The sequence below is a fragment of the Plantactinospora sp. WMMC1484 genome, from assembly GCF_049315195.1.
GTDB lineage: Bacteria > Actinomycetota > Actinomycetes > Mycobacteriales > Micromonosporaceae > Plantactinospora.
Genome location: NZ_CP186055.1, coordinates 6,112,719 through 6,129,333, shown reverse-complemented (window position 1 = coordinate 6,129,333; position 16,615 = coordinate 6,112,719). Strand labels below are relative to the sequence as shown.

Below are 16,615 nucleotides of genomic sequence, written 5' to 3'. Positions count from 1 at the left end.
GCGCCGGTGTGGCGTCACAGCCATCCCCGACGGGCGGCCTGGAACGCCAGCCCGGTGCGGGTGTCCACGCCCGCCAGCGCCATCAACCGTTCCAGCCGGCGCTGCACCGTCCGCCGGCTGACGCCGAGCTGCGACGCGATCGACTTGTCGGGGAAACCGGCGACGAAGAGCGACAGCAGGAACCGCTCCCCGTCGTCCAGGGCGTCGTCGGCCGCCGTCTCCGAGAGTTCGCCGCGCTCGGTGTCCCAGCGCAGCGGGGTGGCCCGGTCCCAGTGGCTCTCGAAGAGCGCCAGCAGCGCGTCCAGCAACTCACTGCGTCCGATCAGCGCGGCGGTAGGCTCCCCGACGTCGCGTTCGGCGTCCGGCACCAGCGGGCAGATCGCAGTCGACCGGTCGGCGATGGCGAGCCGGACCGGCAGCGCCGGCAGGGTCCGGGCCTCCTCGCCGCCGCGTACGCCCTCCGCGACGCTCTCCAGCTCGCCCGGTGTTTCCAGCAGCGCCCGCTCGTAGATCGCCCGGTAGCGCACCCCGCGGGCCAGCGCCCCGGACTCCTCGGCGTTCTCCGTGCCGGACATCGCCAGCGGGTTGGCCCGGCAGAACCACAGGATCTCCTCGCGGGCCGACTCCTGCAGGTCGCGCAGCCGCTCGCGCAGTGCGGAAGCGCCGACCACCACCTCCACCAGATGGTCGGCGTCGCGGCGCCGGGCGCTGGCCCGGTATTCCTCGGTCAGCGCGGCGACCGCCTGCCGGGCGGTCTCCAGCGACTCCTGCCGGCGCAGCAGGGTGTTGCCCAGCGCCACGTCCGGCGGCAGCGGCTCGAAGACCGGGTCCGGGCCGAGGCGCGCCGTGACCAGCCCCTTGCTCCGCAGACCCTCCAGCAGGCCGGCGGCGTCGTCGACCGACACCTCGGCGAGCCGGGCGAGATCGGCGGGTCGGGCCGCGGAGAGGCGCAGCAGCAGCCGGTACGCCTGCTCCTCCTGCGGCCGCAGTAACGCACTGTCGTCGAACATGCCCGTTCCTCCGCACTTCCGTCGCAGACCGGGTGAGTACAGGTGAGATCATGATCTACGGTCCGCCCTGCGACGCGGCCTGTCGAGGCCGGCGGCGACCCGGTACGCCGCGCCAACGGATCACGAGGCGCGGAGTGACCGTGGTTGACCTCGACCACGGTTGAGCGCCGATCCTGTCCGCATGACCGCCACCCCGGAACGCGGCCGGCCCTGTGCCGCCGGGACACGGACGCGCCCGGCGGGAGGTCCACTCCGGATCCTGCTCGCCGCCTCCACCCTCACCGTGCTGGCCGGGGCGGTGCTGACGCCGGTCGTCGAGCTGCTCCGGTCGGACCTGGGCATCAGCCCGGGTGCCGCCGGGCTGGTGGTGACCGCGCACGGACTCTCCCTGGCCCTCGTCGGGCCCTCCGTCGGCCGGGCGGTGGACCGGTGGGGCGTGCGCGGGCCGCTCGCCGCCGGACTGCTCATCTACGGTCTGGCCGGCGGTGCCGGCCTGGTGCTCGACGACTACGTCGCGCTGGTCGCCAGCCGCCTGGTCTTCGGGGTCGGTGCCGCCGCCGTCTTCACCGGCACCACCCTCGGGCTGCTCGACCTCGCCGAGGGCGCGGCCCGGGACCGGATGATGGGCTGGCGCACCAGCGCGATCAGCCTCGGTGGCGTGCTCTGGCCACTGCTCGGCGGCGCCCTTGGCACGATCTCCTGGCACGCACCGTTCGTCGTCTACCTCGTCGGGCTCCCGCTCGGGCTGGCCGTTCTCCGGACGCTTCCCCCGAGGAACCGGCTGGTCCGTCCCTCCGGCGCCGGCCCGGGAAGCGGGTCCGTTCCACCCGAACCACTGCTGCGCGGCCGGCCCGCACTGGTCGGGATCTACGGGCTGCAGGCGGTCAGCGGCACGCTGCTCTACGGCGTGCTGGTCTTCCTGCCGGCGCGTCTCGCGGAACTCGGCCTCCGGGACAGCTTCCTGGTCGCGCTCTTCAACGCGCTCCTCTCCCTGGTGATGAGCCTGACCGGGCTCCGCTTCGCCCGGCTCCGCGGCCGGCACCACAGCTCGGGACTGCTGGTCTTCGCCTTCGCCGCCTGGACGGCGGCGCTGGTGGTCCTGGCGCTCGGCACCTCACCGATCCTGCTGCTGGTCCTGCCGCCGGTCGTCCTCGGCGCCGGCATGGGCCTGGCCGTGCCCGCCCTGACGGTGCTGCTCGCCGAGCGGGCCCCGGCCGGTCGGCGCGGCCAGGCCACCGCGCTGCTCGGCACGGTCACCTTTGCCAGCCAGTTCGTCGCGCCGCTGGTTTTCGGACCGGTCGAGGCGGTCACCTCGCCGAGTGGCGTGTTCCTGGCCGCCGCCGCCCTCGCCGGGCTGACCCTGTTGGGAGTGCTGGTCGCCGGGGCGCGCCGCGACGCTCCGCGCCCCTGGTAGGGGTTGCGGCGGGGCCGGTGCGGACCACGGCATGGGGCATGCTGCGCTTGGCCTATGCCGCACGCCCCGTCGTCGCCACCCATCTCCCGCTGAGTGTGACCACAAACACGAGAGCGGCAAGCATCCAGGCGAGCCAGGAAGGACCGCTGGGACGAACCACGATCCATGCAACGATCAAGGACCCGATCACCACGACCGCCAGGGCCACCAGATAACCGACGCCGGCAGCGCCGGTCGGAAAAGGCAGACGAGTTCCCCAGGCTTTCCCCACGATCCGGCCGGTCACCCGGCTGATCACTCCCACAAGTAGGACTGCGGCGACGAGAAAGAAGCCCGAGATCTGCTGCGGCAGAAGAGCAGTTGCCACGACTGCAGCGCCTGTGATTACTCCGGTTATCGAATAATACCACCAGGGAACGACAATCTGGCGGTCAGTCACATCTGACCGGGCGAACAGTTCTTGGTCTTCTGCTGAGGCGGCGCCCATAGCCGTAAGTCAACCCGTGGCCCATTGTCGCGTCAAGTTCGGACGAGCTGTAGCCCTCCTCCACGCTGCCTTGCAGGCTCCTGGCCCGACCACGTTCTGCCGCCTGGCGGAGCTCGGCCTCCGGGCTGTCGAGCAGTGCCCTCCAGGCCGGCTCAGCCGGGGCGCAGCCAGAGCACGCCGAGCGGCGGCACCCGCAGCGCGACCGAGGCGGGCAGGCCGTGCCAGGGCAGGTCCTCGGCGGTGACCCCGCCGAGGTTGCCCACCCCGGAACCGCCGTAGCAGTCCGCGTCGGTGTTCAGGACCTCGGTCCAGCGGCCGGCCAGCGGCAACCCGATCCGGTAGCCCTCGTGCGGCAGCGCGGCGAAGTTCGCCACGCAGACCAGCGGCGAACCGTCGGTGGCGATCCGGACGAAGGCGACGGTGTTGTTCGCCGAGTCGTCGGAGACGATCCACCGGAAGCCGGCCGGCGTGGTGTCCTGCGACCAGAGCGCCGGGGTTTCCCGATAGCCGCGGTTCAGGTCCCGGAGCAGCCGGTGCAGTCCGGCCCGGCCGGGATCGTCGAGCAGCCGCCAGTCCAGCCCCCGGGTCTCGCTCCACTCCTGGTCGTCGCCGAGCTCGCTGCCCATGAAGAGCAGTTGCTTGCCCGGATGCGCCCACATGTACGCCAGCAGCGCGCGTACCCCGGCGAGCCTCCGCCACTGGTCGCCGGGCATCTTGCCGAGCAGCGACCCCTTGCCGTGCACCACCTCGTCGTGGCTGATCGGCAGCACGTAGTTCTCGCTCCAGGCGTACACCAGGGAGAAGGTCAGGTCGTTGTGGTGGTGCTGGCGGTAGATCGGGTCCTTGCCGACGTAGGTCAGGGTGTCGTGCATCCAGCCCATGTTCCACTTGAAGCCGAAGCCGAGCCCGCCCGAGTCGGTGGCGCGGGTGACCCCCGGCCAGGCGGTCGACTCCTCGGCCACCATCAGCACGCCCGGATGCTCCCGGTAGACGGTCGCGTTGACCTCCTGGAGCAGGGCGATCGCCTCCAGGTTCTCCCGCCTGCCGTGCTGGTTGGGCAGCCATCCGCCCTCGTCGCGGGAGTAGTCGAGATAGAGCATCGAGGCGACGGCGTCCACCCGCAGGCCGTCCACGTGGAACTCGTCGCACCAGTAGAGCGCGTTCGCGACCAGGAAGTTGCGGACCTCCGGGCGGCCGTAGTCGAAGACGTACGTGCCCCAGTCGGGGTGCTCGCCGCGACGCGGGTCGGGGTGCTCGTAGAGCGGGGTGCCGTCGAACCGGGCCAGCGCCCAGTCGTCCCGGGGAAAGTGCGCCGGGACCCAGTCCAGCAGCACCCCGATCCCGGCGGCGTGCAGCCGGTCCACCAGGTGACGGAAGTCGTCCGGGTCGCCGAAGCGCGCGGTGGGGGCGTAGTAGCCGGTCACCTGGTAGCCCCAGGAGCCGCCGAACGGGTGCTCCATCACCGGCAGGAACTCGACGTGCGTGAAGCCCAGGTCGACGACGTACGCGGTGAGCTGGTCGGCCAGCTCCCGGTAGGAGAGCCCCGGCCGCCACGAACCGAGGTGCACCTCGTAGACGCTCATCGGCTCCTGGTGCGCCTGGCGCCGCGCCCGCCGGGCCAGCCACTCGGCGTCGGACCACTCGTAGCGGGACTCGTGCACCACCGAGGCGGTGGCCGGCGGCACCTCGGTCCGCCGGGCCAGCGGATCCGCCTTGTCCCGCCACTGCCCGTCCGGAGAGAGGACCCGGTATTTGTAGCGCTGCCCGGGTGCCGCCTCCGGCACGAAGATCTCCCAGACCCCGCTGCGCCCGAGCGAGCGCATCGGCCACCCCTCGTGCGCACCCCAGCCGGTGAAGTCGCCGACCACCCGCACACCCCGGGCGTTCGGCGCCCAGACCGCGAACGACACCCCGCCGCCGGGGGCGGGCCGGGCGCCGAGCGCCGTCCAGAGCCGCTCGTGCCGGCCCTCCGCGATCAGGTGCAGGTCGAGTTCACCGACGGTGGGCGGGTGGCGGTACGGGTCGTCGCGCGGCTCGCCGCCGTCGGCCAGCACCCGGTAGTCCAGCACGGTGCCGGGTACCGTCGCCTCGAAGATCCCCTCGTCGTGCACCCGGCGCATCGGGTGGCGCTCCCCGCCGACCAGCAGCTCCACCGTGCCGGCGCCCCGGCGCAGCGTCCGGATCACCGTCCGGTCGCCCTCCGGATGCGCGCCGAGCAGCGCGTGCGGGTCGTACGCCGTACCGCTGATCAGCTCGTCCATCCCACGCCTTCCGGTCCGCCGATGCCGGCAGTGCTGTCGGTTTCGATGTGGCCGCCGTAGCGGTGCACGGTGAAGACGTGTGCGGGGACGAGATAGGGGTCGAGCCGGACGGCGTTGTGCTGCCCCCAGTCGTACCGGGCGCCGGTCAGCTCGTCGTGCACGCCGAAGCGCTCGTGCCAGTCGAAGCCGAGCGCCGGCATGTCCAGCACGGTGTTGCCCCACTGCACCTGCGCCGGGTCGACCGAGCAGACCACCAGCACGGTGTTGCCGCTGGCCGGATCCCGCTTCGACCAGCAGAGCAGCGCCGGATTGTCGATCTCGTGGAAGACCAGGTTGCGCAGCCAGTGCAGGGCCGGATTCGCCTGCCGGATCGCGTTGAGCCGGGCGAGAAACGGTGCCAGCGAGCGCCCCTCCGCCTCGGCCGCCGCCCAGTCCCGGGGACGCAGTTCGAACTTCTCGTTGTCGAGGTATTCCTCGGCGCCCGGCCGGGCCACGTGCTCGAAGAGTTCGTAGCCGGCGTAGATCCCCCAGGAGGGGGAGAGGAGACTGGCCAGCACCGCCCGGATCTTGAACATCGGCGGCCCGCAGTGCTGGAGGTGTTCCGGCAGGATGTCCGGGGTGTTCGGCCAGAAGTTCGGTCGCATGTGGTCGGCGGCGGCGACCAGCTCGGTGCAGTACTCCCGCAGCTCGGCCGGGCTGGTCCGCCAGGCGAAGTAGGTGTAGGACTGGGTGAACCCGATCCTGCCGAGCCCGTGCATCACCGCCGGCCGGGTGAACGCCTCGGCGAGGAAGAGCACGTCCGGGTCGTGCCGCTTGACCTCCCAGATCAGCCAGTGCCAGAAGTCGAACGGCTTGGTGTGCGGGTTGTCCACCCGGAAGATCCGGACGCCCTGCGCCACCCAGTGCAGCACCACCCGCAGCACCTCGGCCCGGATCCCCGCCGGGTCGTTGTCGAAGTTGATCGGGTAGATGTCCTCGTACCTCTTCGGCGGGTTCTCGGCGTACGCGATCGACCCGTCCGCCCGGGTGGTGAACCACTCCGGATGCTCGCGTACCCACGGATGGTCCGGCGCGGCCTGGAGCGCCAGGTCCATCGCCACCTCGATGCCGACCCGCCCGGCGGCGGCGACGAAGGCCCGGAAGTCCTCGAGCGTGCCCAGATCGGGGTGGATGGCGTCGTGCCCGCCCTCGGCGGCGCCGATCGCCCACGGCGAGCCGACGTCGTCCGCCTCGGCGACCAGGCTGTTGTTCCGGCCCTTCCGGTTGATCCGGCCGATCGGGTGGATCGGCGGCAGGTAGAGCACGTCGAAGCCCATCGCGGCGACCCCGGGCAGCCGCTCGGCAGCGGTGCGGAAGGTTCCCGACCGGGCCGGCTCCCCGTCGCGGGCCAGCACCGCCCCCTCCGAGCGCGGGAAGAACTCGTACCAGGCAGAGAAGAGCGCCCTCGGCCGGTCCACCCAGATCGTCCCGGCGGCCGGGGCGTCGGTCAGCAACTCGCGGACCGGATGCTCCCAGAGCAGCTCGGCCAGGCCCAGCGCGGGCGAGATCCGCTCCGCCGGCCGCCGGTCACCGTCCCGCAGCGCGGCGGCGGCCTCCCGCACCCGCTCCCGCCGCCCCACCGGTACGCCCTCGGCGGCCCGCTCCAGCAGCTCGGCGCCCTCGGCCAGGTCGTTGGCGAGCTCCGCCGCCCCCTGACCGGCGTCCACCTTCTTGACCACGGCGTCGCGCCAGGTCAGGTAGGGATCGTCGAACGCCTGCACGGTGAAGCTCCACCCGCCCACCGCGTCGGGGCGGATGGCGGCGTGCCACCTGTCGTCGCCGTGCGGACCGGGCCGCATCCGGACCACCGGCCGGGGTACGCCGTCCGGGTCGTGCCAGGCGACCTGGCAGCCCATCGCCGCATGCCCCTCCCGATACGACCGCGCGCTCACCGGCACCACTTCGCCGACCACAGCCTTGGCCGGGTACCGACCACACGCCACGGACGGCGTCACGTCCTCGATCGGGATCCGTCCACTCACCCTGCCCAACCTACTGTGAATGATCGACCTCCGCCCGGCGGGTAAGGAAGGGCCCCCGCATATCGTTTTCTGTAGAAGAAGGGCCCCCTCCTAACCGGCGGGGCGTGGCGGGGCGAGGGCTATGCGGCGGCGAGTGCCTCGCGGTAGGCGGCGAGTGCCTCGCGGTAGACCGTCATGGTGCGGTCGGCGATGGCGTCCCAGGAGAAGTGCTCGACCGCCCGGCGCCGGCCGGCCCGGCCGAACTCGACGGCGCGTTTCGGGTCGTCCAGCAGGTCGGTGATCGCGGCGGCGAGGTCCGCCACGAAGCGGTCGGGGTCCAGCGGCGTGCCGGTGCCGTCGGTGGCCTGGGCGATCGGCACCAGCAGCCCGGTCGAGCCGTCCGCGACCACCTCCGGGATGCCGCCGGTGGCGGTCGCGACCACCGCCGTCTCGCAGGCCATCGCCTCCAGGTTGACGATGCCCATCGGCTCGTAGACCGAGGGACAGACGAAGACGGTGCTGTGGGTGAGGATCTGGATCACCTCGGGCTTCGGCAGCATCTCGGCGACCCAGACCACGCCCTCCCGGGCGGCCCGCAGCTCGGTGACCAACTCCTCCACCTCGGCGGCGATCTCCGCCGTGTCGGGGGCGCCGGCCAGGAGCACGAGCTGCGCCTCCGGCGGGAGCGTACGGGCGGCCCGGAGCAGGTACGGCAGCCCCTTCTGCCGGGTGATCCGGCCGACGTACGTCACGCTGGGCCGGCCCGGGTCGACGCCGAGCCGCTCCAGCACGTCGGTGCCGGGATCGGGGGAGTACTGGTGCGTGTCGATGCCGTTGTGCACCACCCGGACCCGTTCCGGCGAGACGGCCGGATAGGCGGCGAGCAGGTCCCGCAACATCCCGGCGGAGACCGCGATCACCGCGTCGGCGGCCTCGATCGCGGTCCGCTCGCACCAGGAGGAGAGCGCGTAGCCGCCGCCGAGCTGCTCGGCCTTCCACGGCCGCAGCGGTTCCAGGCTGTGCACGGTCACCACGTGCGGCACCCCGTGCAGCAGCTTGGCGACATGGCCGGCGAGGTTGGCGTACCAGGTGTGGCTGTGCACCAGGTCGGTGCCGGCGGTGCCGGCCGCTATCGCCAGGTCCACCCCCATGGTGCGCAGCGCGGCGTTCGCGTGCGCCAGCTCCACCGGATCCGGGTACGCGGTGACGCCCGGCCCGTCGTGCGGCGGCTGGCGCGGTGCCCCGAAGCAGTGCACCCGGGTGTCGGCCCGGGAGCGCAGTTCCCGGGCCAGGTATTCGACGTGCACCCCGGCCCCGCCGTACACCTCGGGCGGGTACTCCCGGGTCAGCAGGTCGACGCGGATCCGCCGGTCCTCGGGTGCGGAATCAGTCACAGCCGGCACCCTAGTGCAGCCCGCCGCGCCCCGCCCGGCAACGTGCCCGCCGCATCGTCCGGCCGGTTGCGCGGGGAGTGCATCGTCCGGCCGGTTGCGCGGAAGTGGCGTCCCGTCAGTTGCGCGGGGGTGGGGCTCAGCCGGCCACGATCAGGCTGACGCCGATGGCGAGCATTGTGGCGGCGATCAGGGCGTCGAGGAGGCGCCAGGCGGCCGGCCGGGCGAAGGCGCGGCCGAGCAGCCGGGCGCCGTAGCCGAGCGCAGCGAACCAGACGACGCTGGCGAGCACGGCTCCGGCGCCGAACGACCAGCGCCCGGACCGGCCGTGGGTGTTGGCGATCGAGCCGAGCAGCAGGACGGTGTCCAGGTAGACGTGCGGGTTCAGCCAGGTCAACGCCAGCACGGTGAGCACGGCGCTGCGCAGCGTGCCGGTGCCGGTGCCGTTGGCATGCAGGCTCCGGGTGCCGAAGGCCCGGCGGGCCGCCAGCAGGCCGTAGCCGATCAGGAAGGCGGCACCGGCCCACCGGAGCACGGTGAGCGCGACCGGGGCGCGTTCGACCACCGCCCCGACCCCGGTGATGCCGGCCAGGATCAGCACCGCGTCGGATACGGCGCAGACCGCCACGACCGGCAGCACGTGCTGGGCGCGTACGCCCTGGCGGAGCACGTACGCGTTCTGGGCGCCGATCGCCACGATAAGCGACAGGCCGACACCGAACCCGGTGACGACGACGGGGATCAGACCGGCGGCGCCGGTGCCGGCGGAGGCTAGTACGACAGCCGCCCGTCGGCGGCCAGGGCCGCCACGATCGCCCGATCGGTCTCCTCCACGGTGTGCAACCTACCCGTAAAGAGCTGCCCGGACGAGTGCGAACCGGCCGACGCCTCGGTGCGTTATCAGGTCGATAGCTGCCACGGACGAACCACGCTCATGTCTTGCCTGCTGGAGTCGTGCAGCGTGGGGCGGCGCCCCCGCCCTACGGTGACCGGGCGTGGGTCAGGTGCTCGTCGAGTCGCTCGGCAGCGGCAGCGGCAGCCAGCCAGTAGGCCGCCGCGTCGGCGTGCCGGCAGGGCACCATTCAAGCGAGGGTTAACTAACTTTGCTTTGGCTCCGATCCATTTCCCTTGGAGACGCTCTCCGTCCTTGCAAGATGCGTCTTCGTTGACGGAGTCGACCAGAACGGCCAATGCGCGCCGAGCACCAGGACGATGAGCACGTGGACGGCGGGATTGACTCCGCCTTCCTGGATCCAGCCTTCCCATCCAATTGCAATACCTTCAGTGGAGGCGCCGCCCAGGGGTACAGCATCTGGTGCGATCACGAAGGACCAGATCACCAGCGAGGTGACCGCAACGACAAAGCCTGCCACGGTCGAGACCCTTATCCGGGCAGTACGCTTTTGAAGTCCGATGGTTACGACGTAAAATACCAGGCCGCTCAGCAACGCGCTTGCGATCATTTGGAGCACCGGAACACTTGGAGAGGTAACTGCGACCAACTCGTTGTTCAGATCAAAGACGGCACCTGCGCGTGCGCCGATTATTTGGATGCCAAGTATGCCGACCAGCAGAACGTACACAATCCCCAACGCCACGCCGCCAACAGCCCAGGCAATAGTCTTCATAAGGCGAGCCTTCCATCATTAGGTGACAATTCAAAAGCAAATGGGTCCCTTTTGCTCGAAGCCGTCGGAAGTTTATCCAGCCACTCTCGTTTGTCGCGCGGGCGTTTGGGGCGATCGCTCGCCGAGTCTATCAGCCGAGAATGTCGGCGCCCTCGGCCGCGCTCAGAGCACTCAGGCCCGCCGAGCCGTGGATCCGGTAGGCCCTCCCAATCAACGTTGCGAAAGAATCTCCCGCACGCTGTGCTTACCCTCGATCATGCACCCTGCGGTGAGACAGCAAATTTGGGGCTTTCTCCAGCCATCACCGCCCGGTCACGTTCGAGAGCGGCCTGAAGGTGAAAATGTTCCCCTTGTCTCGCTTCAGATCAGTGGGCTGCAAGGGTGCCGCATCCTGTGGTTGCCGCGACAGCAGATTCGGTCCGGTGCTGTCACTTGCCGATGAGACCTTGGTCAGCATCGGGCTGAGTGCTGTTGCGTCTACGTCCGCAGGCAGAAGGTATGCATGTGCGGAACGGGTGGGATTGTTCCGACTCTCACCGGCCTGAAGTGCAAGACCTTTGTTGTAGAAGTCCGTGATGGATCCACACGCGGCTGCAGTCACTTCGGATCCGCCGGCGATATGAAGTATCAGACAGGTGCTCGACGAGCCCAGACGCCCGACCCAGTACTCCGCCACGTCATCTGACCCGAGACGCCGCACGGTCTCCGGCCGAACACCACCGATCGCATCCAAGTCAATTCCTCCTGGGATGCGATCGCCCGGGACCTGAGGAGCACCCAAGACCGGCAGCATTTCCTCTACCCCGACCTTTTCGTTAGCTGTGGCGGGAAGAGCAGCAGACGTGACGACCAATACCGCTGCAACTACCGTAGCCCGTAGAGCCTTGCGGTTCATTGAAATCCCCATTCTCGATCTCTGCTTGTGGCTCAGGATGTCGCATAACAGGTCAGGTCTAAGGCGCCACTTATGTCAGGGTCTGCCCAAGGCCATTGCCAAACACACTTCTGTTTTGAGTTGGAAGCGTTGCTGTGACTGAGATAAACGTCTCCCCCGGTGCTGTCCGCATATCCTACCGTCGTATAACCAGGATAGTCATAGTATGTCTCGATCATGACGGTCACGTTGCCGCCGTCTGCACTGAACGGTTCTGTAAACGCTCGACCTCCACTAATTGCCGGGCGAACCCCCGAATAGCGGTACTCCCATTCGACACTCGGGGTCTCGTTGGCGTAGTAGTAACTGGCTGCTTGCGCCGCCGGGGCGGTAACGATCAGCATTACCGCAATCGCCAGTAGTGCACCGGCTGATCTCCATGAGCTTCTCATTTTTACCATCGACTTCCTATAGTGTGCATGTATAATCCATGAGTTCACCGAGCGACTCGTAGAACTGGATGGCCGAATGTGATTATCGGCTGGGGATCACCACAGCACCCAACAGTCAATTTCGGTCGAGCCGCCGACGCCGTAAGCTTCCCAGTAGCACTTGCTATGGAGTGTGGAGTACGGCTGATGGGTCAGAGTGACAATATACGGGTTGGGGCCGGATGCATAACCGACCTCGCTATATCCGGGGTAATCGTAATAAGTGATTACTGTACTCGTTCCTACGCCCAGAGTCGCAGCCACCTGGCCGCCTGTGATGCTCGAACGAAGCCCGGAGTAACGAGGCTGGCCTTCGGCCGTATCAATGGAATCGGCGTACTTGTAACTGGCTGCCTGTGCGGCAGGAATAGCGATGACCGAGAGCACCGAGAACAAGGCGACGAATACCCCCGACCGCACAAAAGCCTGTGCGCGGCGGGCCCTGTGGCTTTCGTGCATCACTTCGTCTGCTTTCACTTGTCTTCACTCCACCTTCCGGTGATAGTGTCGTTGATTCAGGACTGTGGCAGCAATGTGGCAGCAAGCAGCCGGCTTTCATCGCCCCAGCCCCCCCCGTGGCCGCTCCAAGTGATTGCCTGGTTTGTCTCAAAGCCATGGAGCCACCCTGGGAACGGTGAAGGCGATAGGATCTCGCTGATCCCCAGTGTCTCTACTTGCGCTAGGTCCGGTGCATCCAATTCCGCTTAGATAATTGGTGCCGCAAGTGTAACTGAAGACGCCGATCCTCCCCAGGAGACCTGGGAGTTGATTAATCGTTCGCGACGGTCCCCGGATATCGCAATCGATTATTCTGGCTAGCCGGCCATGACTTGCAACGTAGCAGGCTCACTCGACCCCAGCAAGGCTGCTCGGCACTTCCGTGCCTGGCAGTCACATCGATGGCTGTCTGCGTTAGCCTCTAACCTTCGGCGTTTAGCTAGGGTCACGGGCCTGACCCTAGGAAAACGGCTCGGATCACTCCAGCTAATCTTTCTGACGCATCATTAGGATCTCTTAACATGGACCTCCATCTCGAGCAGCTCCGCACCTTTGCCGCCGTGGTGGACCACGGGTCGTTCGAGGCGGCGGCCCGGCGGCTGCACGTCACCCCGTCGGCGGTCAGCCAGCGGATGAAGGCGCTGGAGAGCACCATCGGCCGGGTGCTGGTCGAGCGCGCCAAGCCGGCCCGGCCGACGCCGTCGGGCCGGGTCGTGCTCCGGCTGGCCCGGCAGGTCGCGTTGCTTGCCACCGATGCGTTCCGGGAGCTGGGGCAGGACTCGGTCGACCCGGCGGCGGACCCGGTGGAGTTCAGCCGGATCCCGATCGTGGTCAACGGCGATTCGCTGAACACCTGGGTGCTGCCGGCCCTGGCGGCGGCGGCGCGGGAGCGGGTCTGTGTCGACGTCTACCGCGAGGACCAGGACCACTCCGTCGAACTGCTCCGGCAGGGTACGGCGATGGCCGCCGTCACCTCCGACTCCCGCCCCGTGCAGGGCTGCGCCGTACGTCCGCTCGGCCGGATGCGCTATTGGCCGATGGCCAGCCCGGAATTCCTCCGGACCTGGCTGCCGGAGGGCCCGACGGTCGAGGGCCTGTCCCGGGCGCCGATGCTGGTCTTCGACCGGCAGGACGACCTCCAGGAGCGCTATCTGCGGCGGCGGGCGCGCCGGGCCTGGGACCCGCCGTGCCACTACGTCCCCTCCTCCGGCGACTTCCCGGAGGCGATCCGGCTGGGGATCGGCTGGGGGATGGTCCCGGAGCAGCAGCGCGTCCGGTATCCGGCCGGCACCCTGGTGCCGATCGATCCGGAGGTGGTGGTCGAGGTGCCGCTCTACTGGCAGCAGTGGCGGCTCGACTCCCGGCTTCTCGACGTACTGGCCGAATGCGTGGCCGCTGCTGCGGCCGAGAGCCTCGACCAGCCCGGGTCGGAAAGACCTGGCCCGCGGAAGTCGGGTGAAACGGGCGGTTAAAGATCTTGGTGGGACGAAGCCGACGAGCCACGTGCGGCTGGCTGCCGGCTCCGTTACCGTCGGAACATGTCAGCCAAAGTCCTCGCGATCGTCCTGGCCGGAGGAGAGGGCAAGCGACTGATGCCCCTGACCGCCGACCGGGCCAAGCCGGCCGTGCCGTTCGGTGGCATGTACCGCATGATCGATTTTGTGCTGTCCAACCTGGCCAATGCCGGGTTCCTCAAGATCGTGGTGTTGACACAGTACAAGTCGCATTCGCTCGACCGGCACGTCACCAAGACCTGGCGGATGTCGAACCTGCTCGGCAACTACGTGACCCCGGTGCCGGCGCAGCAGCGGCGCGGTCCGTGGTGGTTCGCCGGCTCGGCGGACGCGATCTACCAGAGCTTCAACCTGATCAACGACGAGCAGCCGGACTACGTCATCGTCTTCGGCGCCGACCACATCTACCGGATGGATCCCCGGCAGATGCTGGACGACCACATCGCCTCCGGGGCCGGGGTGACGGTCGCCGGCATCCGGCAGCCGCTCACCTCCGCCGACCAGTTCGGCGTGATCGAGGTGGCCGGGGACGGCCGGCGGATCCAGGCATTCCGGGAGAAGCCGACGGACGCGAAGGGCCTGCCGGACGCGCCCGACGAGATCTACGCGTCGATGGGCAACTACATCTTCACCACCAAGCTGCTCTGCGAGGCGGTCGAGACCGACGCGGCGGACAAGGCCAGCAAGCACGACATGGGCGGCAGCATCATCCCGATGATGGTCGAGCGGGGCGAGGCGAACGTCTACGACTTCCGGGACAACGAGGTGCCGGGCAGCACCGAGCGGGACCGGGCGTACTGGCGGGACGTCGGGACGTTGGACTCGTTCTACGACGCGCACATGGACCTGATCGCCGTCCACCCGGTCTTCAACCTCTACAACTACGAGTGGCCGATCTACACCGACCACCCGCCGTGGCCCCCCGCGAAGTTCGTGCACGACCTGGAGGAGCGGGTCGGCCGGGCGGTCGACTCGATGATCTCCCCGGGCGTGGTGATCTCCGGCGCGCTGGTGGAGAACTCCGTCGTGTCGCCGAATGTCCGGGTGCACTCCTGGGCCCACGTGCAAGGCTCGGTGGTGATGGAGGGGGTGGAGGTCGGGCGGCACGCCGTCGTCCGCAACGCCATCCTCGACAAGAACGTGGTGGTGCCGGAGGGCGTGGAGATCGGCGTCGACCTGGAACGGGACCGCGAACGCTACACGGTCACCGACCGTGGCATCGTGGTCCTCGGCAAGGGACAGCGCATCGATCCCTGACCCGTCGACGACCACCCGCGAGGATCCGGCGGCACCGGCCGTCCGCACGGCGGCCGGGCGCCCCCGGTCCCCGTGCCCCGCACCGCGCCCGAAGGAGGCCCCATGTCGGTCCACGCCCGCGCCGGCCAGCCCGCCCAGCCCGAGGACCTGGTGGACGTGCCGCGGCTCGTCACCGCGTACTACGCCGAGCACCCGGATCCGGCCGACCCGGCGCAGCAGGTCTCCTTCGGCACCTCCGGGCACCGGGGGTCGAGCCTGCGGGGCGCCTTCAACGAGGACCACATCCTGGCGATCAGCCAGGCGACCTGCGACTACCGGCGGGAGCACGGCGTCGACGGGCCACTCTTCCTGGCCCGCGACACGCACGCGCTCTCCGCGCCGGCCGAGGTCAGCGCCCTGGAGGTGCTGGCCGCCAACGAGGTGACGGTGCTTGTCGACAGCCGGGACGGCTACACCCCGACCCCGGCGCTCTCACACGCCATCCTCCGGCACAACGCCGGGCGCGGCGGCGGGCTCGCCGACGGGATCGTGATCACCCCGTCGCACAACCCGCCGCCGGACGGCGGCTTCAAGTACAACCCGACGAACGGCGGCCCGGCCGACACCGATGCGACCAGATGGATCCAGGACCGGGCGAACGCGCTGCTCGCCGACGGCCTGCGCGAGGTCAGGCGCATCCCGTACGCCCGCGCCCGCACCGCCGAGACCACCGGCCGGTACGACTTCCTCGCCGGCTACGTCGACGACCTCCCCTCGGCACTGGACCTGGCGGCGGTACGCGAGGCCGGGGTGCGGATCGGTGCCGACCCGATGGGCGGGGCGAGCGTTGCCTACTGGGGCGAGATCGCCGACCGGCACGGCCTCGACCTGACCGTGGTGAACCCGCTTGTCGATCCGACCTGGCGGTTCATGACCCTGGACGGGGACGGCAGGATCCGGATGGACTGCTCCTCCCCGCACGCGATGGCCTCGCTGATCGCCCGGCGCGCCGACTACCAGGTCGCCACCGGCAACGACGCCGACGCCGACCGGCACGGCATCGTCACCCCGGACGGCGGGCTGATGAACCCCAACCACTACCTCGCGGTGGCGATCTCCTACCTCTTCGGCAACCGGCCGGACTGGCCGGCCGGGGCGGCGGTCGGCAAGACCCTGGTCTCCTCCTCGATGATCGACCGGGTCGCCTCCGACGTGGGCCGGACGTTGCTGGAGGTGCCGGTCGGCTTCAAGTGGTTCGTGCCGGGGCTGCTGGACGGCTCGATCGGCTTCGGTGGCGAGGAGAGCGCCGGGGCGTCGTTCCTGGCCCGCGACGGCAGCACCTGGACCACCGACAAGGACGGCATCCTGCTCTGCCTGCTGGCCGCCGAGATCATCGCGGTGACCGGCCGGAGCCCGAGCGAGCACTACGCCGAGCTGGTACGCAGGTTCGGCGAGCCGGCGTACGCCCGCATCGACGCGCCGGCCGACCGGGAGCAGAAGGCCGTGCTCGGGCGCCTCTCCCCGGAGCAGGTCGGCGCGACCGAGCTGGCCGGGGAGCCGATCACCGCCACCCTGACCGAGGCGCCCGGCAACGGCGCGGCGATCGGCGGGCTGAAGGTCAGCACCGGATCCGGCTGGTTCGCTGCCCGCCCCTCCGGCACCGAGGACGTCTACAAGATTTACGCCGAGTCCTTCCAGGGACCGGAGCACCTCCGGCGGCTCCAGGAGGAGGCGCAGGCGCTGATCACCGACGTCCTGAAGGCGGCCTGACCGGCGTACCCGGAAAGTGGGCCCGCGTCCGGCGGGCCCGG

At 69.6% G+C, this 16,615-nt stretch carries 12 protein-coding genes and 1 pseudogene; 4 read left to right on the top strand and 9 right to left on the bottom strand.

Annotation, left to right across the window (positions count from 1 at the left end; all coding sequences use genetic code 11):
* Positions 1-14 precede the first annotated feature (14 nt).
* A complete protein-coding gene (locus ACN28C_RS26460; protein ID WP_422770234.1) occupies positions 15-1,010 on the bottom strand; it encodes a helix-turn-helix domain-containing protein in 996 nt (331 codons plus the stop codon).
* Between the two features lie 181 nt (positions 1,011-1,191).
* On the opposite strand from ACN28C_RS26460, the gene ACN28C_RS26455 reads away from it, so the two are divergent.
* Positions 1,192-2,424: an MFS transporter gene (locus tag ACN28C_RS26455; protein WP_422770233.1), complete on the top strand. Its 1,233-nt coding sequence runs from the start codon at positions 1,192-1,194 to the stop codon at positions 2,422-2,424.
* A gap of 52 nt (positions 2,425-2,476) precedes the next feature.
* On the opposite strand, the gene ACN28C_RS26450 is transcribed toward ACN28C_RS26455, so the two are convergent.
* The 8 genes from ACN28C_RS26450 to ACN28C_RS26415 all read right to left on the bottom strand — a co-directional run bounded on the left by ACN28C_RS26450 (position 2,477) and on the right by ACN28C_RS26415 (position 12,033).
* Positions 2,477-2,911 carry a hypothetical protein gene (locus ACN28C_RS26450; protein WP_422770232.1) on the bottom strand — a complete coding sequence of 145 codons (435 nt, stop codon included), beginning with the start codon at positions 2,909-2,911 and terminating at the stop codon, positions 2,477-2,479.
* A 152-nt stretch (positions 2,912-3,063) separates the two neighbouring features.
* Positions 3,064-5,172 (bottom strand): 1,4-alpha-glucan branching protein GlgB, encoded by a 2,109-nt coding sequence (gene glgB / locus ACN28C_RS26445; protein WP_422770231.1) that lies wholly within the window; start codon positions 5,170-5,172, stop codon positions 3,064-3,066.
* Positions 5,160-7,193: an alpha-1,4-glucan--maltose-1-phosphate maltosyltransferase gene (locus ACN28C_RS26440; protein WP_422770230.1), complete on the bottom strand. Its 2,034-nt coding sequence runs from the start codon at positions 7,191-7,193 to the stop codon at positions 5,160-5,162. Before ACN28C_RS26440 ends, glgB begins: the two co-directional genes overlap by 13 nt.
* 119 nt (positions 7,194-7,312) lie before the next feature.
* A complete protein-coding gene (gene glgA, locus ACN28C_RS26435; protein WP_422774812.1) occupies positions 7,313-8,536 on the bottom strand; it encodes a glycogen synthase in 1,224 nt (407 codons plus the stop codon).
* Positions 8,537-8,702: 166 nt separating this feature from the next.
* On the bottom strand, positions 8,703-9,308 hold the full coding sequence (locus ACN28C_RS26430; protein ID WP_422774811.1) for a LysE/ArgO family amino acid transporter: 606 nt from the start codon (positions 9,306-9,308) through the stop codon (positions 8,703-8,705).
* A 352-nt stretch (positions 9,309-9,660) separates the two neighbouring features.
* Positions 9,661-10,191 (bottom strand): hypothetical protein, encoded by a 531-nt coding sequence (locus ACN28C_RS26425; RefSeq protein WP_422770229.1) that lies wholly within the window; start codon positions 10,189-10,191, stop codon positions 9,661-9,663.
* Positions 10,192-10,492: 301 nt separating this feature from the next.
* Positions 10,493-11,086: a hypothetical protein gene (locus ACN28C_RS26420; RefSeq protein WP_422770228.1), complete on the bottom strand. Its 594-nt coding sequence runs from the start codon at positions 11,084-11,086 to the stop codon at positions 10,493-10,495.
* A gap of 527 nt (positions 11,087-11,613) precedes the next feature.
* Complete coding sequence (locus ACN28C_RS26415) at positions 11,614-12,033, bottom strand: hypothetical protein (RefSeq protein WP_422770227.1); 420 nt, start codon at positions 12,031-12,033, stop codon at positions 11,614-11,616.
* Positions 12,034-12,575: 542 nt separating this feature from the next.
* Here ACN28C_RS26415 and ACN28C_RS26410 point away from each other — a divergent pair.
* The 3 genes and pseudogenes from ACN28C_RS26410 (at position 12,576) to pgm (ending at position 16,574) form a co-directional block, all read left to right on the top strand.
* A complete protein-coding gene (locus tag ACN28C_RS26410; RefSeq protein ID WP_422770226.1) occupies positions 12,576-13,526 on the top strand; it encodes a LysR family transcriptional regulator ArgP in 951 nt (316 codons plus the stop codon).
* Between the two features lie 63 nt (positions 13,527-13,589).
* Positions 13,590-14,825: pseudogene (gene glgC / locus ACN28C_RS26405) on the top strand (glucose-1-phosphate adenylyltransferase); the annotation flags it as partial.
* Positions 14,826-14,927: 102 nt separating this feature from the next.
* Positions 14,928-16,574: a phosphoglucomutase (alpha-D-glucose-1,6-bisphosphate-dependent) gene (gene pgm, locus ACN28C_RS26400; RefSeq protein ID WP_422770225.1), complete on the top strand. Its 1,647-nt coding sequence runs from the start codon at positions 14,928-14,930 to the stop codon at positions 16,572-16,574.
* The last annotated feature ends 41 nt before the right edge of the window (positions 16,575-16,615 follow it).